Origin of the sequence: Streptomyces sp. NPDC088923, assembly GCF_044749745.1 — a bacterium.
In the GTDB taxonomy this organism is placed as follows: Bacteria; Actinomycetota; Actinomycetes; order Streptomycetales; family Streptomycetaceae; genus Streptomyces.
Genome location: NZ_JBIVIO010000004.1, coordinates 129,907 through 151,927, shown reverse-complemented (window position 1 = coordinate 151,927; position 22,021 = coordinate 129,907). Strand labels below are relative to the sequence as shown.

General features: G+C 75.9%; 1 protein-coding gene. It reads right to left on the bottom strand.

Annotated elements, in window-relative coordinates; translation table 11 throughout:
• Positions 1 to 13: 13 nt before the first annotated feature.
• Entirely contained in the window at positions 14 to 22,021 is a 22,008-nt protein-coding gene (locus tag ACIP4O_RS18685) for a non-ribosomal peptide synthase/polyketide synthase (RefSeq protein WP_401575674.1), read from the bottom strand.

Genomic DNA, 22,021 nt, shown 5'->3' with positions numbered 1-22,021 from the left:
GGGGTACGGGGGGTCAGTCGCGGGTTTCCGCGTGGCGTACGAGCGCTTCCAGCGCGCGGAACCAGCTCTCGCCGAGGTCGCGTACGGCGTCCTCGGTGAGGAGGCCGGCGGCGAAGGACCAGTGCGCGGCGAGGCGCGGCCCCTCGGGGCGGTCCTCGGTGAGGGCGTTGAGGGTGAGGGCGTGCGACATCGGCATGTCCGGGTCCGCGTCGAGGTCGGCCGCGTCCTCCTCGGGGGCGTAGGACCAGTCGGCGTCCTCGGCGTGCCCGAAGCGGCCCATGTAGTTGAACTCGATCTGCGGTGCGGCGAGTTCGGCCAACAACGGGGCCGACTCCGGGTTCAGGTGGCGCAGGAGTCCGTGGCCGGTGCCGGAGCCGGGGAGGGCCGTGAGGTGCGCGCGGACGCGGGCCACGGCGGCGTCGAGGTCGTCCCCGGCGCGGGCGCCCGGGTCGAGACGTACGGGGACGACCGTGGTGAACCAGCCGACCGTACGGGAGAGATCGGCGTCGCCCGCGAGGTCCTCGTCCCTCCCGTGCCCCTCCAGGTCGACCAGGACCGGGCCGCCGCCCGGCGCGCCGAGCACGCGCGAGCGCCAGTCGCCCACCGCGAGGGCGAAGGCCGTGAGCAGCACGTCGTTGACGCTCGCGCCGAACGCGGCGGGGACGGAGCCGAGCAGGGGCCCGGTGAGGTGGGTGGGCAGCGTCAGGGAGACATAGCGGGTGGTCGCGACGGTGTCGCGCGCGGCGTCGAGCGGGCGGGGCAGCGGGAGCCCGGCGCCCTCGGCCAGCACGTCGGTCCACCACGGCAGTTCGTCGGCCGTCGCGGGCTCAGCCGCCCGTGCGCCGAGCAGCCGCGACCAGCGGGCGAAGGACATCTCGACGGGGGCGAGCGCGGGGGCCCGCCCCTGGCGCACCGCTTCCCAGGCGGCCGCGAGGTCCGGGAGGAGCGCGCGCCAGGAGACGCCGTCGACGGCCAGGTGGTGGACGAGGAGGAGCAGCCGTCCCGCCCGGGCAGGCCCTGCGTCGTACCAGACCGCGCGCACCATCGCGCCGGTCTCCGGGTCGAGACCGGCCCGCGCCTCCTCGGCGTGCGCCGCGATGGCCCCGCGCAGCGCCTTGGGGTCGTCCGCCTCGGCGCGTACGTCCGCGCGGCGCAGCCAGTCGCGTACGTCGCACTCCCCCGCCGCCGGGACCGAGAGCGCGGGCTCGGGCGTGCGCAGGAGGCGGGCGCGGAGCATGTCGTGGCGGGCGGCGAGGGCGCCGAGCACGGTCAGGAGGCCGTCCTCGGTGAGGTCGGCGGGGGTACGGACCAGGGCGGCCTGGTGGTAGGCGGCGAGGGGGCCGCCGCGCTCGACGAGGGAGCGCATGATCGGGGTGAGCGGGACGGTGCCCGTGCCGTCGTCGTGCGTGGCGCCGCGCTCGGCGGGGGCGAGCGGACGGGCGAGCGGCGCGAGCGCGGCGACGGTGCGGTGCTGGAGCAACTGGCGTGGGGTCAGGCGCAGTCCGGCGGCCCGGGCGCGGGCGACGACCCGCATCGCGATGATGCTGTCCCCGCCGAAGGAGAAGAAGTCGTCGTCGGTGCCGAGCGCGTCGGCGGGCAGGCCGAGTGCCTCGGCGAAGAGGTCGCGCAGGGTGTGCTCGGTGGCGTTCTCGGGGGCACGCCCGCCGCCGGACGCGGTGAAGTCGGGGGCGGGCAGGGCGCCGCGGTCGAGCTTGCCGTTCGGCAGGAGCGGCAGGCGGTCGAGGACGACGACGGCGGCGGGGACCATGTACTCGGGGAGCGTCGCGGCGGCGTGGGCGCGCAACTCGGCGGGCGCGGGCGCGTCGGCGGTGGGCGAGGTGGGGGCGTGCGGTGCCGCGTAGGCGATGAGCTGGTGGACCCCCGGGCGGGGCTCGCGGGTGACGACGACGGTCCGGGCCACGGCCGGGTGGGTGTCGATCGCCTTCTCGATCTCGGCGAGTTCGACGCGGTAGCCGCGGATCTTGACCTGGTCGTCGGCGCGTCCCGCGAAGCGCAGCAGTCCTTCCTCGGTCCAGCGGGCGAGGTCGCCCGTGCGGTACATGCGCTCCCCCGCCGGGCCGTACGGGTCGGCGAGGAAGCGTTCCGCGGTGAGCGCGGGGCGGTCGAGGTAGCCGCGCGCGAGGCCGGGGCCCGCGAGGTACAGCTCGCCCGTCACGCCCGGCGGTACGGGGCGCAGCGCCGTGTCGAGCACGTAGGCGCGGGAGCCGTGCACGGGGCGGCCCACGACGGGCTCTCCGGGGCTGTCCGCGACGCGGCCCACGAGCGCGTCGACGGTGGTCTCGGTGGGCCCGTACAGGTTGACGGCCTCGGTGTGCGGGAGGGCGGCGAGCCTGCTCCACAGCGCGGGCGGCACGGCCTCGCCGCCGAAGCCGACGAGCGCGAGCGGGCACTCGCCGTCCGGGCCGGTCAGTCCGCTGTCGGCCATGCGGGCGAGGAGGGACGGGGTGACCTCGATGAAGTCGATCGCGTGGGTGCGGACGAAGGCGGCGAGGAGTTCGGGGTCGCGGCGCGTCTCCTCGTCGGCGAGGTGCAGGGCGTGGCCGTCCAGGAGCCACAACTGCGGCTGCCAGGAGGCGTCGAAGGCGAACGACCAGGCGTGCGCGACGCGCAGGTGGCGGCGGCCCGTGCGGCGGCGCGCGGCCTCGTGGAGGTCGTGGCGGTGGCTGTGGAAGAGGCTCGTGATGTTCCGCTGCGTGATCACGACGCCCTTGGGGCGCCCTGTGGACCCGGAGGTGAAGATGACGTAGGCGGGGTGGTCGGGCGCGGGCGGGGTGGGTTCGGCCCGGGGCAGGTCCGCGAGCGGGGTGTCGATACGCAGGACGGGCGTCCCGGTCTCCGGGAGCGTCGTGCCCGCCGTGGTGAGGACGAGTACGGGGCGGGCGTCCGTGAGCTGGGCGGTGAGCCTGGATTCGGGGAGTTCGGTGTCGAGGGGCAGGTAGGCGGCGCCCGCGCGCATGACGGCGAGGATCGCGACGAGGTGCGCGGTGGTACGGGGCAGGGCGAGGGCGACGGTCCGCTCGGGCGCGGCACCGTGCGCGGCGAGGACGCGGGCCAATTCCTCCGTGCGACGGTCGAGTTCGGCGAAGGTGAGGCGCGTGCGGCCGTCCGTGACGGCGAGGGCTTCGGGGCTCTTGGCGACCTGTGCGGCGAGGAGTTCGGGGATCGTGTGGAGGCGCGCGGGCTCGGGGAGCGCGGTGTCGTTCCAGACGGTGAGGACCTTGTACCGCTCCTCGGGGGCGAGCAGGTCGAGCCGTCCGACGGGCAGTTCGGGCTCCCGCGCCATGCCGGTCAGCAGTCCCGCGAGGGCGTCCGTGAGGCGCCGCGCCGTCGCCCCGTCGATCAGGTCAGGGCGGAACTCGGCGGTCAGGCGCAGGCGTTCGCCCGGCTCGACGGCCCACGCGAAGGGGTAGTGCGTGGAGTCCTCGTGGTCGCGCACGGTGGCGCGCGGCGCGTCGCCGCGCGCGGGCTCCTCGGCCACGGGGTACGACTCGAAGACGACGAGCGTGTCGAAGAGTTCGCCGAGTCCGGCCGCGCGCTGGATGTCGGCGAGGCCGAGGTGCTGGTGTGCCAGGAGCCGGGACTGTTCGTCCTGGAGCCGTGCGAGGAGGGCGGCGGCGCTCTCGTCCTGGCGCAGGCGGACGCGCACGGGCACGGTGTTGATGAAGAGCCCGATCATCGCTTCCGCGCCCGGGAGTTCGGGCGAGCGGCCCGCGATGGTGGCGCCGAAGACGACGTCGGTGCGCCCGGTGAGCCGGCCGAGGAGCACGCCCCAGGCGGCCTGCACGAGGGTGTTGAGGGTGACGCCCCGGGAGCGCGCGAAGGTTTCCAGCGCGGCGGTCCGGGCCGGGTCCAGCTCCCGCGTGTGGGTGTGCGGGACGGCGGCGGCCCGGTCGGGGTCGGCGGGGGCCAGGCGCGTGGGCTCGGTGAGCCCGGAGAGCGCCTCGGCCCACGCGCTCGCCGCAGCGGCCGTGTCCTGGGCGGCGAGGTGGCGCAGGTGGGCGCGGTAGGGGGCGGGCCGGGGCGGGGTGCGGCCCTCGTAGCGGGCCCACAGTTCGGCGGTGAGCAGGGGCAGGGACCAGCCGTCGAGCAGGAGGTGCTGGTGGGAGAGGACGAGGCGGTGGCGGTCGCGGCCCGTGCGGGCGAGGAGGAAGCGCAGGAGCGGGGGGCGTACGGGGTCGAAGCGGCGGCGCTCCTCGGCGAGGAGGCGGCGCCAGGTGGCCTCCGCGGCGGTCGCGTCCCCGCCGGTACCGAAGTCCGTCAGGTCCACCACCCGCCACGGCAGGACGGCCGTGCGCGGGACGACCGCGACGGGGCGGCCCGTGGCGAGGTGGCGGAAGCCGCCGCGGAGGTTGTCGTGGGCGGCCAGGAGGTCCTGGGCGGCGGCGCGCAGGCGCTCGGCGTCGAGGGGGCCTTCGAGGTCGTACGAGACCTGCACGGTGTAGACGTCGGGGCCCTCCTCGCCCGAGTCGAGCGCGGCGTGGAAGAGGAGACCGGCCTGGAGCGGGGATACGGGGAGCAGTTGGGTGCCGGCCGGGAGGGATGCGAGTTCGGCGCGCTCGGCCTCGGTGAGGGCGAGCAGGTCCGTCTCCCCGTCCTCCGCCGCGGTGGGGTCCGCCGTCGTGGCGACGGCGGCGAGTCCCGCGACGGACTTGTGGCGGAAGACGTCGCGGGGGCTGAGCGCGAGTCCGGCGGCGCGGGCGCGGGCGACGAGCTGCATCGCGACGATGCTGTCCCCGCCGAGCGCGAAGAAGTCGTCGTCGGCGCCGACGCGCGGCAGGCCGAGGACGTCGGCGAAGAGCGCGGCGAGGGTTTCCTCGCGCGGGGTGCGCGGGGCGGCGTCGCCGGTCTCGGCGGCGAAGTCCGGTGCGGGCAGGGCCCGGCGGTCGAGCTTGCCGTTCGGGGTGAGCGGGAGCGTGTCCAGGAGCAGGACGGCGGCGGGCACCATGTGCGCGGGGAGCGTGGCGGCTGCGTGCGCGCGCAGCGCGGCGGGGTCCGCCGCGGCACCGGCCGCGGGGACGACGTACGCGACGAGGCGTTCCTCGCGCAGGACGACGGTGGCGTGCGCGACGCCCTCGTACGTGTTCAGCGCCGCCTCGATCTCGCCGGGCTCGACGCGGAATCCGCGCAGCTTGACCTGTTCGTCGGTGCGGCCCAGGTACTCCAGCTCGCCGTCGCCGGTCCAGCGCGCGAGGTCGCCCGTGCGGTACATCCGCGTGCCCGCGGGGCCGTACGGGTCGGCGACGAAGCGTTCGGCGGTCAGGGCCGCGCGACCGAGGTAGCCGCGCGCGAGCTGGACGCCCGCGAGGTACAGCTCACCGGCGACGCCCGGCGGGACGGGGCGCAGCGCCGCGTCGAGCACGTACGTACGAGTGCCCCGCACCGGGCGGCCGATGGGCACCGTGGCGCCGGGCGCGGCGCCCACCTCGTGCGCGGTGACGTCGACGGACGCCTCGGTGGGCCCGTACAGGTTGTGCAGGCGGCGGCCGGGCAGGACCGCGTGGAAGCGGGCGGCGAGCGGCGCGGGCAGGGCCTCGCCGCTGCACATGACCTGGCGCAGGGAATCGCAGGCCCCGGCGGTGGGTTCGGCGAGGAAGGCGCGGAGCATCGAGGGCACGAAGTGGGCGGTCGTGACGCGCTCGCGGCGGATCAGGTCCGCGAGGTAGGCCGGGTCCTGGTGGCCGCCGGGGCGCGCGACGACGAGCGTCGCCCCGGTGACGAGCGGCCAGAAGAACTCCCAGACCGAGACGTCGAAGCCCGCGGGGGTCTTCTGGAGCACGCGGTCCCCGGCGCCGAGCCGGTAGTGGTCCTGCATCCAGCGCAGGCGGTTCGCGATGCCCGCGTGCGGGACGGTGACGCCCTTGGGGCGGCCCGTGGAGCCCGAGGTGTAGAGGACGTAGGCGGGGTGACGGGGGTCGGGAGCGGGAGGCAGGGGCGCGTCGGCGGGGTGCGCGGGGGTGCCGTCCGGGCCGACGGTCAGGCGCGGGACGGCGGTGCCGGGCAGGGCGACGCCGTCGGTCGTGACGAGGCACGCGGGGCGGGCGTCGTCGAGCATGTACGCGAGGCGGTCGGCGGGGTAGCCGGTGTCGAGCGGCAGGTAGGCGGCGCCCGCGCGGTGCACGGCGAGCAGGGTCACGACGAGGGCGAGGGAGCGCGGGACGGCGACGGCGACGGTCGTCTCCGCGCCCGCGCCGTGCGCCGCGAGAGTACGGGCGAGGGCGTCCACGCGCCGGTCGAGTTCCGCGTACGTGAGCGAGGCGCCCTCGAAGACGAGCGCGGTCGCCTCGGGGGTACGGGCCGCCTGGGCCCGGAACGCCTCGGGGAGCGGGGCGTCCTGCCCGGCCTCCTCGGTGGCGTTCCAGTCGGTGAGGACGAGGGCGCGCTCGTCCTCGCGCAGGACGTCGAGCATCGCGAGCGGGCGGTCCGGCGCGGCCGCCACCTGTTCCAGGAGGGAGACGAGGCGTTCCCCGAGGAGAGCGGCGGTACGCGCGTCGAAGAGGTCGGCGCTGTACTCGATCCAGCCCTGGATGCCGCCGCCCTCGCCCTGCTCCACGAAGTCGAAGCTGAGGTCGAACTTCGCGGTGTCCTGGCCGACGCTCTCGCGCCGCGAGGCGAGCCCGGGCAGGAGCGGGGCCTCGGCGCCGTCGCCCGCGAGGTGCACGACCATCACCTGGAAGAGCGGGTGCCTGGCGAGCGAGCGAGTGGGGTGGAGGGCTTCCACGAGGCGTTCGAAGGGCAGGTCCTGGTGGGCGTAGGCGGCGAGGTCGCTCTCGCGGACGCGGGCGAGGAGTTCGGCGAAGCTCGGGTCGCCGGACAGGTCCGTGCGCAGCACGAGGGAGTTGACGAAGAAGCCGACGAGGTCTTCGAGCGCTTCGTCCGCGCGCCCGGAGACGGGCGCGCCGAGCGGGATGTCCTCGCCGGCGCCGAGGCGGTGCAGGAGGCTCGCCACGGCGGCCTGGGCGAGCATGAACATGCTGACGCCGTGCTCGCGGGCGAGTGCGCGCAGGGCGCGCTCCAGGTCGGGGGCGACGGTGAAGCCCACGGTGCCGCCGCGCCCGCTCGACTCGGCGGGGCGCGGCCTGTCGGTGGGGAGGTTCAGCTCCTCGGGGAGCCCGGCGAGCGCGCGGGTCCAGTGGTCGAGGAGCGCGGGGCCGGTCTCGGCCAGGAGGTCCCGCTGCCACAGGGTGTAGTCGGCGTAACGGGCGGGCAGCGGCGTCCAGTCGGGGGCGCGGCCCTCGGTGCGGGCGGCGTAGGCGGTGGCGAGGTCGGCGCGCAGGGGGCGGTCGGACCACTCGTCGGTGGCGATGTGGTGGAGGACGAGGAGGAGGACGTGCTCCTCGGGTCCGGTGGGCGCGAGCGCGGCGCGCACCGGGAGGTCACGGGCCAGGTCGAAGGGCCGGGCCGCCTCGGCCGCGAGGTCCTCGTACCGGACCGTCGCGAGCGGGACCGCGGCCTCGTCGGGGGGCAGGACCCGCTGGTACGGGACGCCGTCGACGGCCGGGAAGACCGTGCGCAGCGGGGCGTGGCGGGTCACGATGTCGTGGAGGGCGGCTTCGAGGGCGGCCCGGTCCAGGTCGCCTGTCAGGCGCCAGGCGGTGGGGATGTGGTAGGCGGTGCCGGTCTCCTCGACCTGCTGGAGCAGCCACAGGCTCTGCTGCGCGGAGGAGAGCGGGAGGCGGGCGGGGACGGGGCGCGGCGTGGCGAGGGTGGGGCGGGCCGGGCCCGTCGCCTCGTCGATGCGGGCGGCGAGGCGTGCGGGGGTGGGCGCGTCGAAGACCGTGCGCAGGGAGAGGTCGGTGCCGAGCGCGGAGCGGACGCGGGCGACGAGGCGCATCGCGGTCAGGGAGTGGCCGCCGAGGGCGAAGAAGTCGTCGTCGGGGCTTACGTGTTCCTGGCCGAGCACGGCGGCGAACAGAGTGCAGAGCAGTTCCTCGCGCGGCGTGCGCGGCAGCCTGCCGCCGCTCGTGGCCGGGGACGGCGGGGCGGGCAGGGCCGCCGTGTCGAGCTTGCCGTTGACGGTACGGGGCAGGGCGGTCAGGGTGACGAAGGCGCTGGGGACCATGTGCTCCGGGAGCGAGGCCGCCACGTGGGCGCGCAGGGCGGCCGGGTCGGGCGCGGTGCCGGTGACGTACGCCACGAGGCGCTCCTCGCGGACGAGGACGGCGGCTGCCGAGACGGCGGGGTGGCGGGTCAAGGCGGCCTCGATCTCGCCGAGTTCGACGCGGAAGCCGCGGATCTTGACCTGGTCGTCGGCGCGGCCGAGGAAGACGAGGGTGCCGTCCGCGGTGCGGCGCACGAGGTCGCCCGTGCGGTACATCCGCGTGCCCGCCGGGCCGTACGGGTCGGCGACGAAGCGCTCGGCGGTGAGCGCGGGGCGGCCGAGGTAGCCGCGCGCGAGGCCCTCGCCCGCGAGGTACAGCTCGCCGGGGACCCCGACCGGGACCGGGCGCAGGGCCTCGTCCAGGACGTGGGCGCGAGTGTTGTCGAGCGGCGCCGCCCACGCGCCTTCGGGGGTGTGGTGCCAGCCGTAGGCGTCGACGGCGCACTCGGTGGGGCCGTACAGGTCGTGGACGGTGGTGTGCGGGAGCGCGGTGAGGCGCTGCCACAGGGCGGGGGGTGTCGCCTCGCCGCCGACGGCGAGGACGGCGGGGACGTGGCGCGCGCGGTCCCCGGGGCCCGCCTCGGCGAGGAAGCCGTGGTGGAGGAGTTCGCGCAGGTACGTCGGCGTGAGGTCCGCGAAGTCGACGCGCGCGTCCGTCATACGGGCGAGCAGCGCCTCCGGGTCACGCATCGTCGTCTCGTCCACGACGTGGAGTTCGTGCCCGGCGAGGAGCCAGAGCAGGGGTTCCCAGGAGCCGTCGAAGCTGAACGAGGCGGCGTGCAGGGCGCGCAGGGACGCGCGGCCCGTCGTGCGCACGGCGGGGGTGATCAGGTCGCGCAGGTGGGCGGCGTAGAGGTTGGACAGGCCCCGGTGGGTGCCGATGACGCCCTTGGGGCGGCCGGTGGAGCCGGAGGTGTAGATGGTGTACGCGGCCTGGTCGGGGTGGGGCGTGGGGGCCCCGGCGGTCGCCGGGGGCTCGTCGGTCGCGGGCTCGTGCAGGAACAGGCGCGGCACTCCCGGGACTTCGGGCAGTTCCGCCGCGTACTCCGTCGTCGTCACGAGGCACACGGGTGCCGCGTCGCCGAGCATGTACTCCAGGCGCTCGGCCGGGTGCGCCACGTCGAGCGGGAGGTACGCGGCCCCGGCGGCGAGGACGCCGAGGAGCCCGGGGACCATCTCCTCGCGGGGCAGCGCGAGCGCGACGACCGCACCGGGCGCCGTGACGTGCGGGCGCAGGCGGGCGGCGAGCGCGGTCACGGAGGCGTGCAGGGCGGCGAAGGTGGTGCGGCGCGGAGCGGCGTCCGGCCCTGTGACGAGGGCGGTGGCGCCGGGGACGCGGCGGGCGGTGCCGGCGAGGATCTCGGGCACGGAGCGGGTCTCGACGGGGTGGGCGGTGTCGTTCCAGGTGCCTGTACCGTCCCAGGTTCCCGTCTCGTCCCGGCCGCCCGTGGCCTTCGCGTGCTCCTCCGGCGTCAGGATGTCCAGGTCGCGCAGCGGCACGTCCGGGGTGCGCGCCGCGCGGTCCAGGAGCAGGACGAGGCGTTCCGCGAGGAGCGCGGCCGTTTCCGGGTCGGCGAGGTCGGTCGCGTACTCCAGGAGCAGCGTGATGCCGCCGTCCGCGTCGGAGGCGTCCACGAAGGTGAAGTCGAGGTCGAACTTGGCGGTACCGGTGTCCATGTCGTACCACTCGGCGGGCAGGCCGAGGAGGGTGGCCGCGTCGCCCTCGGGGCGGTGGTGGTAGCCCAGCATGACCTGGAAGAGCGGGTTGCGGCCTGTGACGCGGGGCGGGTTGACGGCCTCCACGAGCCGGTCGAAGGGGAGGTCCTGGTGCTCGAAGGCGGCCAGCGACGATTCCCGTACGCGGGCGAGGAGTTCGGTGAAGGTGGGGGTGCCCGCCAAGTCGGTGCGCAGGACGAGGGTGTTGACGAAGAAGCCGACGAGATCGTCGAGTGCGCCGTCGGTGCGCCCGGCGATGGGCGCGCCGAGCGGGATGTCCTCGCCCGCGCCGAGGCGGTGCAGGAGTGCGGCGGTCGCCGCCTGGAGGAGCATGAACATGCTCGTGCCGCTCGCGGCGGACAGCTCGCGCAGGGCGCGCCCGGTCGCGGCGGGCACCTCGCGGCGCACGACGGCGCCGTGCCCGGTGGGGGCGGCGGGGCGCGGCCTGTCCAGGGGCAGGGCGAGTTCCTCGGGGGCGCCGTCGAGGGCGCTGCTCCAGTGGGCGAGTTGCCGGGCGCCGAGCCGTTCCAGGAGCTGTTCCTGCCACAGGGTGTAGTCGGCGTACTGGACGGGGAGCGGGGCCCACTCGGGCGCGGTGCCTCGCGCCCGCGCGGCGTAGGCGGTGTCGAGGTCGGTGAGGAACGGCCGGTCGGACCACTCGTCGGTCGTGATGTGGTGCAGGACGAGCGCGAGGACGTGGTCCTCGGGCGCGAGAGTGAACACGTCTGCCCGGACGGGGAGTTCGCGCGTGAGGTCGAAGGGGCGGCGCTGCGCGGCCTCGATGAGCGCGGGCAGTTCGGCCTCGGTGCGCGCGCTGACGCTGAGCGGTGGCCGAGCGTCCGGGACGACGTGCTGGTACGGCTCTCCCTCGTGGAGCGCGACGAGGGTGCGCAGCGACTCGTGGCGCTCAGCGACGTCATGGAGGGCCTGGCGCAGGGCGTCGGTGTCGAGCGGGCCGCGCAGCCGTACGACGAGCGGGAAGTTGTAGGCGGGGCTCGCGCCTTCGAGTTCCTGGACGAGCCACAGGCGGCGCTGGGCGGCGGACAGCGGGACGCGCGCGGGGCGGTCCGCGAGGGCGGTGAGCGCGGGGCGGGCGGGCTCGCCGGTGTGGACGCGGGTGGCGAGGAGCGACGGGGTGGGGGCCTCGAAGAGGTCGCGGATGGCGAGTTCGGCGCCGAGTTCGGCGCGGGCGCGGCTGACGAGCCGGGTGGCGAGCAGGGAGTGCCCGCCGAGGTCGAAGAAGTTGTCCTCGGCCCCGGCCTCCGCGAGCCCGAGCACGTCGGCGAAGAGGCGGCACAGCACCTCTTCGCGCGGGGTGCGGGGTCCGCGCCCGCCGCCGAGCGCGACGGCCGGCTCGGCCTCGGGCAGCGCGCGGACGTCGAGCTTGCCGTTCGCGTTCATGGGCAGCGCGTCGACGGTGACGAATGCGGCGGGCACCATGTAGGCGGGCAGGGTACGGCCCAGGTCCTCGCGCAGGCGGCGCACGAGCGCGGCGGTCCCGCGCGCGGCCGTGGGGTCGTTGGTGTACGGGGCGCCGGCGCCGCGCGGGCGGAACAGCCCCCCGGCGAGCCGGGGTTCGCCGCTGCCCGGGGCGAGGAACACCGCCTCGTACGCGCCCTCCCGCGCGGACCAGGTGGTCAGCACGCGGCGCCCGGCGGCCTCCCCGACGCGGTGGACGGACTCGGGGGCCACCCCGTCCGCGCGGGTGCGGCCGTCCGGGATGCCGGTGAGGCGCAGGGCGTCGGCGGTCCCGGCGAGGCGGCGGGCGGCGTCCTCCGCCGTCGTCCAGGCAATCTCCCGCACCTCGTCCAGGCCGGTGTCCGCCGGGCCCGCGTGGAGGACGACGTCGTAGCGGTGCCGGGTCAGCTCGTTGTCGTGGTGGCCGCGCTTGGTGCGCAGGTCGGCACCGTAGCCGAGAGTCGTGAAGTAGTCGGGGTCGACGAGGAGTTCCTTCTCCAGGCGCAGCCCGCGCGCCACCGCGCGCTCCAGGTCCCCGGGGGCGGTGCCGCGCGCCCGCTGGATCTCGGTGTGGAAGGTGCGGGCGAGGCGCAGGTTGCGCACGTCGCCGACGAAGAGGGCGCCGCCTGGGGCGAGGAGGGCCATGGCGCCCTCGATGACGGCGGTCAGGTACTCGACGCCGGGGAAGTACTGGATGACCGAGTTGATGACGATCGTGTCGAAGAAGTGCGTGGGCAGGCCGCTCAGGTCGTCGGCGGGGCGGCAGCGCAGTTCGACGCGTGCGGCCAGCTCCGGGTCGGTGGACCGCAGTTCGGCCTCTATCTTGCGGATGACGGGGGCGGCGATGTCGGTCGCCCAGTACGCCTCCGCGTCCTTGGCGAGGCCGGAGAGGAGGAGCCCGGAGCCCACGCCGATCTCCAGGACGCGGCGCGGGCGCAGGGCGCGGATGCGGTCGAGGGTGGCGGCGCGCCACTCGCTCATCTCGGCGAAGGGGATGGGTTCGCCGTCGTAGGAGCTGTCCCAGCCGTCGTAGCGCTCGGTGGAGACGGCGGTGCCGATCTTCTCGTACTCGTCGGTGTAGATCTCGCGCCACTCGCCGACCTGCGCCTCCTGCGCGGCGGTGCGGGCCTCGGCCTCGGCGCCCGAGGGGACGACGTAGCCGACGAGGCGGTCCTCGCGGACGACGACGGCGGCCTGGGAGACGAGCGGGTGGCGGCTGAGCGCCGTCTCGATCTCGCCGGGCTCGACGCGGTAGCCGCGGATCTTGACCTGGTCGTCGGTGCGGCCGAGGTAGTCGAGGTTGCCGTCCGGGCGGCGGCGCAGGAGGTCCCCGGTGCGGTACATGCGGGCGCCCGGCGCGCCGAAGGGGTCGGCGACGAAGCGTTCGGCGGTCAGCCCCGGGCGGTCGAGGTAACCGCGCGCGAGGCCGATGCCGGCGATGTACAGCTCGCCGGGCACACCGTCGGGCACGGGGCGCAGCCAGGCGTCCAGGAGGTGGGCGCGGGTGCCGCGGATGGGGCGGCCCACGGTGGGGGTCTGGCTGTCGGGGGTGCCGCCGCCGAGGGTGTTGATCGTGTACTCGGTGGGGCCGTACAGGTTGTAGCCGTAGGTGCCCCCGGTGTCGCGCAGCGCCGCCCAGACGGTCTCGGGGACGGCCTCGCCGCCGAGCAGGACGAGCGGGGGCACGTGGCCTTCGAGCAGGCCCTGCTCGATGAGGAGGCGCGCGTAGGTGGGGGTCACGTTGACGACGTCCACGCGGTGCTCGGCGCAGTAGGCGACGAGGGCCTCGGCGTCACGGCGCAGGTCCTCGTCGCACACGTGGACCTCGTGGCCCTCGACGAGCCACAGCAGCTCTTCCCACGACATGTCGAAGGCGAAGGAGACGGTGTGCGCGATGCGCAGGCGCCGGCCCCCGGCGGCGGCGACGGCCGGGCCGAAAACCTCCTTCTGGTGGTTGATCTGCATGTTCGTCAGCCCGCGGTACGGGGTGACGACGCCCTTGGGGCGGCCGGTGGAGCCGGAGGTGTAGATGACGTACGCGGGGTGTTCGAGGCTGAAGCGGCGGTGCACGGGGGTCTCCGGCAGCGCGGCGAGTTCGGCGCGCACCGCCGGGACGTCCAGGAGGAGGCGCGGTACGTCCCCGGCGAGCGTCGCGGAGACCTCCGTACGGCTGAGCAGGAGCAGCGGACGGGCGTCGGCGAGCATGTCCGCGAGCCGGTCGGCGGGGTGGTCCAGCTCCAGCGGCAGGTACGCGGCGCCCGTGCGCAGGACCGCGAAGAGCGCCACGACCATGTCCAGCGAGCGGGGCAGGGCGAGCGCGACGACGCGTTCGGGACCGGCGCCGCGCGCGAGGAGCAGGCGCGCGGTGCGGTTGACGGCCGCGTCGAGCGCGGCGTACGTGAGCGTCTCGGCGCCGAAGACGAGCGCGGTGGCGTCCGGGGTGCGCGCGGCCTGCTCGGCGAGGAGGTCCGCGATGGTCTTCTCCGGCTGCTCGACCTCGCTCGCGGCCCACTCGGCGCGCAGCGCGGTGTGCTCGGCGGGGAGCAGCGCGTCGAGGGAGCCGACGGGGGCCGCGAGGTCCTCGCTCAGACGGTCCACGAGGAGCGTGAAGCGGTCCAGGAGCGCCCGGGCCCGTTCGGCGGGGACGAGATCGGGGCGGTGGCTGAGCGAGACGGTGATGCGCTCGCCCGGGGTGACGACGAGGTTGGCCGGGTAGTGCGTCGCGTCGACGTTGGCGACGGCGGTCGCGCCGTGGCGGGTGCGCAGGGCTTCGAGGCGGTCCTCGGTGTCGTTGTCGCGCAGGACGAAGAGGGTGTCGAAGAGCTTGCGGTGCCCGGTCTCGGCCTGGAGCACGCCGAGGCTGAGGTGTTCGTACGGCATGAGGGCGAGGCGCTCGTCCTGGACGCGGCGCAGCAGGCCGAGCACGGACTCGGCGGGGTCGAGCGCGACCCGGGTGGGGACGGTGTTGAGGAAGAGGCCGATGATGTCGCCGACGGCGGGGACCTCGCTGGGGCGGCCCGCGACGGTGGTGCCGAAGACGACGTCGGTGCGGCCCGTCGCGGTGGCGAGGGTCAGTCCCCAGGCGGCGTTGAGGAAGGTGTTCAGGGTCAGTCCGTGGCGGCGTCCGCTCTCGCGCAGACGGGCGCCGAGCGCGGCGGACAGCCGCACGTCGAGCTGTTCGGGGATGACGGGTTCGAGTCCGTCCGCGGCCCCCGGGGCGAGCAGTGTCGGCTCGTCGAGTCCGGCGAGCGCGGTGCGCCAGGCGGCGGTGGCGGCGGTGTCGTCCTGGCGTGCGAGCCAGGTCAGGTAGTCCTGGTAGCTGCCGGGGGCGGGCAGCGCGCGGGCGTCGCCCCCGTTCTCGTAGAGCGCGAACAGCTCGTCGAGGAAGAGCCAGGCGGACCAGCCGTCCCACAGGATGAGGTGGCGCCCGATGACGAGCCGGTCCCCGCGCGCCTCGCCGAGGCGCAGCAGGAGCAGCCGGAAGAGCGGGGGCGCGGAGAGGTCGAAGCGGCGGGCGCGCTCGGCGTCGGTCAACTCGCGTACTCGGGCGTCCTGTTCGTGGGCGTCCAGTGCGGAGAGGTCCACCTCTTCGAGCGGGACCGCCGGACTGTCCACGATGAACTGCGCGGGCGCGTCGAGCCCTTCGCTCGTGAATCCGGCCCGCAGGCCGGGGTTGCGGTCCAGGAGGGCGCGCACGGCGGCGCGGAGGCGGTCGGCGTCGAGACGGGTGGCGAAGTCGAAGGTCTCGTGGACGGTGTAGACGTCGAGGGCGCCCTCGTCGTACGCGGAGTGGAAGAACAGGCCCTCCTGGAGGGGGGCGAGCGGCCACACGTCGGTGACGGCGGCGGGCGCCGCGAGCGCGCGGAGGCGGGCGAGCGCGGCCTCGGACAGGGCGAGGGCGGCCGGGGGACCGGCGGTCTCGGGGGCGGTACGGGTGGGGGTGTGGTGGGCTGCGAGGGCGGCGGGGGTGCGGTGCGTGAAGACGTCGCGGGGGCTGACGTCGAGCCCGGCGGCGCGGGCGCGGCTCGCGACGCCGATGGAGCTGATGCTGTCGCCGCCGAGCTGGAAGAAGTCGTCGTCGGGGCCGAGGTCGTCGGTGCCGAGCACGGCGGCGAAGACGGCGACGAGCGTCGCTTCGCGCTCGTTCGCGGGGGCGCGGCGCGCGGCGCGCGCGGCCTCGGGCGCGGGCAGCGCGGCCTGGTCGAGCTTGCCGCTCGGGGTGAGGGGCAGGTCCGGCAGGACGACGTAGTCCTCCGGTACGAGGGCGGCGGGGAGCGCGCGGGCGAGCGCGGCGCGCAGCGCGGCGGGCTCCAGGTCCGTGCTCCCGGTGGCGGGGACCGCGTAGGCGACGAGGCGCTGTGCGCGGACGAGCACGGCGCCACGCGCGACCGAGGGGAGCCGCGTGAGGGCGGCTTCGATCTCGCCGGGTTCGACGCGGTTGCCGCGCAGCTTGACCTGCCGGTCGGTGCGGCCGAGGTAGTCGAGCGTGCCGTCCGGGCGGCGGCGCACCAGGTCGCCGGTGCGGTACATGCGGGTGCCCGGGTCGCCGTACGGGTCGGCGACGAAGCGTTCGGCGGTGAGCGCGGCGCGGCGGTGGTAGCCGCGCGCCAGCTGGACGCCGGTGAGGTAGAGCTCTCCCGGGACGCCGTCCGGGACCGGGCGCAGGCAGGGGTCGAGGACGCGGAGGCCGGTGTTCCACACGGGGCGGCCGATCGGGACGGTCGTGTCGGGCGCGCCGTCGAAGGCGTGGTGCGTGACGTCGACGGCGGCCTCGGTGGGCCCGTACAGGTTGTGCGGGGGCACCCCGGTCAGGGCGGTCCAGCGTGCGGCGGCCTGCCCGGAGAGGGCCTCGCCGCTGCTGAAGACGAGCCGGAGCGAGGCCGCCCAGGACGGGTCGGCCGTCACCTCGGCGGAGGCGAGGAAGGCCTCCAGCATCGAGGGCACGAAGTGCAGGGCGGTGATGCCCTCGGCGCGCACGGTGCGGGCGAGGTAGGCGGGGTCGCGGTGGCCCTCGGGTGCGGCGAGGACGACGGCGGCGCCCTCGCGCAGCGCCCAGAAGAACTCCCACACACTCACGTCGAAGCTCGCGGGGGTCTTCTGGAGCACGCGGTCGGCGGCGGTGAGGCCGTACGCGCCCTGCATCCAGGCGAGGCGATTGGCGAGCGCGCGGTGCGTGACGACGACGCCCTTGGGGCGGCCCGTGGAGCCGGAGGTGTGGATGAGGTAGGCGGGGTGGTCGGGGGCGGCCTCGGGGTGCGGGGCGGGCTCGGCGCTCGGGGCTCCCGCCGCGTCGGCCGCGTGCCCCTCGGCGTCCACGAGGACCGTGTCCAGTCCGTGGTGCGCGGGGAGGCGTCCGGCGTCTGCCGCGGTCGTGACGACGGTGCGGGCGCCCGAGTCGGCCAGGACGTGGGCGAGGCGCTCGGCGGGGTGGTCGAGGTCGATCGGCACGTACGCGGCACCGGACTTGAGGACGCCGAGCAGCGCGACCACGAGCCCGGCCGAGCGCGGCACGGCGACGGCGACGAACTCCTCGGGCCGGGCGCCCCGGGCGCGCAGCACGCGAGCCAACGCCTCGGCGCGGGCGTCGAGTTCGGCGTACGTGAGACGTGTCCCCTCGTGCACGACGGCGAGCGCGTCCGGGGTGCGGGCGGTCTGCGCGGCGATCGCGGCGGGGAGCGTGAGGGGGGCGACCTCGCGGCGTTCGCCCGTGCCGAGCGCGGCGATGCGCGCGTGCTCCTCGGGGCCGAGGAGGTCGAGCGCGGCGGCGGGGCGCGCGGTGTCGTCGGCGAGCGCGTCGAGTACGCGGGTGAGGCGCGCGGCGAGCAGGCGCACCGCCGCCCCGTCGACGCGTTCGGCGTGGTGCTTGAGGCGCAGGTCGAGGCGGCGGCCCGGCTTCACGACGAGCGCGAGCGGGTAGTGCACGGCGTCGTGGAAGGTGTGCCCGGTGAGGCGCACCGTTCCGGTGGGGTCGCTCAGGTCCTCTTCGGCCGGGTAGTTCTCGAACACCACGAGGGTATCGAAGAGTTCGCCCTCGCCCGCGTGCCCGGCGAGGCGCTGGATCTCGGCGAGCCCGAGGTGCTGGTGGTCCAGGAGCGCGCCCTGCTCGCGCTGGAGGCGTTCCAGGACGGTGCCGAGCGTGTCGCCCGGAGCCCAGGCGAGCCGGGTGGGAAGGGTGTTGATGAAGAGTCCCGCCATCGACTCGATGCCGTCCACGGCGGCGTCGCGCCCCGAGACCGTGGTGCCGAAGACGACGTCCTGCCGCCCGGTGAGCTTGGACAGGAGCAGCCCCCACGCGGCCTGCACGACGGTGCCGAGCGTGACGCCGTGCGCGCGGGCGCGGGCGGTGAGGCGCGCGGTGGTGGCCTCGGGCAGTGCGATACGCACCTGGGCGGGCTCGATGGGCCCCGCGGGCGCGGTGGCGACGAGGCGGGTCGCCTCCTCCACCCCGGCGAGCGCGGCGCGCCACGCCTCGCGTGCGGCCTCGCGGTCGGCGCGCGCGAGGTGGGCCAGGTGGGCGCGGTACGGGGCGACTTCGGGCAGCGGGGCGGTCTCTTGCCCGTACAGCGCGAAGAGTTCGCGGTGCAGGACGGGCAGCGACCAGCCGTCGGCGACGATGTGGTGGAAGGTGAGCACCAGTTGGCTGTGCGTGGCGTCGAGGCGGATCAGGGCGCAGCGCAGCAGGGGCGGGTGCGCGAGGTCGAAGCGGTGGGCGCGCTCGGTGGCGGCGACGGTCTCGGCGAGGGCGGGGTCCTGCCCGGTGAGGTCGGTCTCGCTCCACGGGAGGTCGAGACCGGTCGCGATCACCTGCGCGGGGCGGCCGTCCGGGAGCGGGCGGAAGCAGGCGCGCAGCGGGGCGTGGCGGTCGACGAGGCGCTGTGCCGCGCGGCGCAGGAGGCGCGCGTCGACGGGTCCGGCGAGGTCGATGACCTGCTGGACGACGTAGGCGTCGTGCTCGGCGCCGTCGAGCTGGGCGTGGAAGAAGAAGCCCTCCTGGAGCGGGCCGAGCGGCAGGACTTCGGCGATGTCCAGCGGTCCGGGGCCCTGGAGCGCGGCGAGTTCGCCCGGGGTGGGCGGGACCCAGGGCAGGTCCTCGGGGTCCTGCGGGGTGCCGGAGGCGGTGCGCGCGGCGGTGGCGAGCTGGGCGGCCGTACGGTGCCGGAAGACGTCGCGCGGGGTGAGTTCGAGCCCCGCGCGGCGGGCCCGGACGAGGAGCTGGATGGCGACGATGCTGTCCCCGCCGAGCGCGAAGAAGTCGTCGTCGGCGGTGACCGAGGCGACGCCCAGCGTCTCCGCGTACAGGCGGCACAGGAGGCGTTCGCGGGCGGTGCGCGGCGGGCGGCCGGTGCTGAGGAGCCCGTAGTCGGGGACGGGCAGGGCGGCGGCGTCGAGCTTGCCGCTCGGGGTGACGGGGAGGCGGTCGAGGGGGACGAAGGCGGCGGGCACCATGTAGTCGGGCAGCGCCTCGGCCGCGTGAGCGCGGAGCGCGGTCATGAGCGCGGTGACGTTGCGGAAGGGGGCGGGGCGGTTGGCGTGCGGGTGGGGGCGGTCGGGGAGGTAGAGCGGGCCGGTCGCGCACTCCGTGACGGGCAGGGGGATTTCCCCGGATTCCGTGAACTGCCCGCCGGGCGCGCCTTCTTCGGCCGTCTCCCGCGCGAACACCGCGTCCACGCTGCCGTCCTCCGCGTCCGCCGCCCAGGTGAGGGCGGCGCGGTGGCCGTGGCGCCCGGCGGTCTCGTGGAGGGTCTCGGGATCGATGCCGGGACCGCCCGTGCGGCTGCTGTCGTCGAGCCTGCCGAGCGCGGCGAGGTCGGGCGCGAGGCGCGCGTTGGGTATGCCGGTGACGCGCAGGGGCGCGGTACGGGCGGCGAGGGCCGCGCCGAGGGCCTCGGGCGTGCCGAACGCGGACCACGGCAGCGTCTCGGGGGCGGCGGTGGCCGCGGTGGTCCCCGGCCTGAGCACGACGTCGTAGCGGTAGCGCGTCAGTTCGTTGTGGTGGGTGCCGCGCTTGAGGCGTATGTCGGCGCTGAGGCCGTCGAGTGCCGCGAAGTAGTCGGGGTCGAGGAGGAGTTCACCCTCCCAGGCCACGGCGCGGTCGACGGCGGCGCGCAGCGCCTCCTTGTCGTCGGCGGGCGTGCGCCCGGCCTCGACGGCGGCGGCGAGGGTGCGGTGCAGGCGCAGGTTGCGGACGTCGCCGACGAAGAGCGCGCCGCCGGGGGCGAGGAGGGCCGCGGCCGAACGGAGCACGTCCGTAAGGTAGTTGGCGTCGGGGAAGTACTGGACGACGGAGTTGACGACGATCGTGTCGAAGTGGCCTTCGGGCAGCCCGCTCAGCTCGTGCGCGGGCCGGGCGTCGAGCCGGACCTTGCCCGCGAGGGCGGGGACCGCGTCGACCTGGGCGCGCAGGGCCCGTACCGCCTCCTCGGAGAGGTCCGTTCCCCAGTACTCGACGCAGTCGGGGGCGATGCGGGAGAGGAGCAGTCCGCTGCCGACGCCGATCTCCAGCACCCGCCGGGGACGCAGCTCCCGGACGCGGGCGACGGTCGCGTCCCGCCACTCGCGCAGGTCCGCCAGCGGCAGCGGCCTGCCGTCGTACATGCTGTTCCAGCCCGCGAAGTTCTCCTCGAAACCGTCCGAACCGGCGGCGGCGTACAGGAGTTCATGGACGTCCTTCCACTCGGCGACGGACGCGTGGGCCTCCGCCGTGAGCGAGGGGACGACGTACGCGGCGAGCCGGCGCTCGCCCGGGCGGTCCTCGCGGACGACGACGGCGGCCTGGCCGACGGCGGGGTGGGCGCGGAGCACCGACTCGATCTCGCTGGGCTCGATACGGAAGCCCCGGATCTTCGTCTGGCTGTCGGCGCGGCCGTGGAACTCCAGGCGCCCGTCCGCCTTCCAGCGCACCAGGTCGCCGGTGCGGTAGAGGCGCTCGCCGGGGGCGCCGAAGGGGTCGGCGACGAAGCGTTCGGCGGTGAGCGCGGGGCGGCCGAGGTAGCCGCGCGCGAGCCCGGCGCCGCCGAGGTACAACTCGCCCACGACACCGGCGGGTACGGGGCGCAGCGCGGCGTCCAGGACGTAGGCGCGGGTGCCCGGGTCGGGGACGCCGATGGGCACGATCGTGCCCGCGGGCGTGTCCGGGTCGCACAGGCCGAGGGTGGAGTTGGTCGTCGCCTCGGTCGGGCCGTACGCGTTGAACATCATCCGGCCGCGCGCGTAACGCCCCACGAGTTCGGGCGAGACGCGTTCGGTGCCCGCCAGGAGCGTGGCGGTGGGCGGGAGTTCGACGTCCTCGGGCATCGCGGCGAGAAGCGCGGGCGGCAGGATCATGAAGGTGATGCCGTGCGCGTGCGCGTAGTCGGCGAGCGGTGCCCCGGGCACGCGGCGCTCGGCGGGGACGACGACGAGCCGGCCGCCGGAGAGCAGGCCGAGGCACAGGTCCCAGAAGGCCACGTCGAAGCTGGGCGAGGCGAACTGCAGGACGCGACTGTGCGGTCCGATCCCGAAGCGCTCCCGCTGCGTCGCGAGGAGTTTCGCGACGCCGCCGTGCGAGAGGACGACGCCCTTGGGGCGCCCGGTCGAGCCCGAGGTGTAGATGACGTAGGCGGCGTGCGCGACGGTGAGCCCGGCTGCGTGGGCGGGGTCGTGCGCGGGGTGGCCCGCGAGTTCGGCGACGGTCTCCGGGGCGTCGAGCACGAGGGTGCTCACGGCGCCGGAAGGCAGGTCGGGCAGCACGTCCGCCGTCGTCACGAGGCACACCGGCCCGGCGTCTTCGAGCATGTACGCGACGCGGTCCGCCGGGTAGTCGGTGTCGACGGGGAGGTACGCGGCGCCCGCCTTCAGCACGGCGACCTCGGCGACGATCATGTCCGCCGAGCGCGGTACGGCGAGGGCGACGACCCGCTCGGGTCCCGCGCCCCGGGCCACGAGGGCGTGGGCGAGGCGGGCCGCGCGGGCGTCGAGTTCCGCGTAGGTGAGCCGCTCGTCCTCGTGGACGAGGGCGATCTCGTCGGGGCGCGCGGCCACTTGCGCGGCGAACAGGCGCGGCCAGGTGAGCGCGGGCACGTCGTGGCCGGTGTCGTTCCACTCGACGAGGACGCGGTGGCGCTCGGAGTCGTCGAGGAGCGCGAGGGCGGCGAGCGGGGTCTCCGGGCGCGCGCTCGCGTCGGCGAGGAGCGTCGCGTAGTGGCCGAGGACGCGGTCGGCGGTGGCGGGCGTGAGGAGCGCGGCGGCGTACTCGGCGCGGATCTCCTCGTCCGTCACGGTGAGGGCGAGGTCGAGCGGGCCGCCCTCGTCCCACGCGGCGGGGCCGAAGCCGGTGGCGCACAGCACGGTGCCGCCCCGGCCCTCCTCCGGGGCGAGCAGGGCGAGGAGTTCGGCGGTGGGCAGCCGGTGGGCCCGCGCCCGCGCGCGCACTTCGGCGACGTGGGCGCGCAACTCGGCGAAGCTCAGGGCTCCGTGGAGGGTGAAGCGCAGCGGCAGCCCCTCGTACGCGAGCGTCAGATCCTCGGCGCCGCCTCCGTAGCGGTGGAGCAGGGCGACGAAGGCGGCGAGGCGGGTCAGCTCGTCGGTGTCGCCCGCCCCCAGGGCCCGGACCCGGCTCGCGCGGGGTCCGCTCTCGCGCGGGTGCGGGAAGTCCTGGGGCAGCGCGGCGTGGGGGACCTCGTCGGCGAAGGCCGCCGTCCAGTGAGCCGAAGCCGTGGTGTGCGCGGTGTGACGCGTGGTGCCCGACAC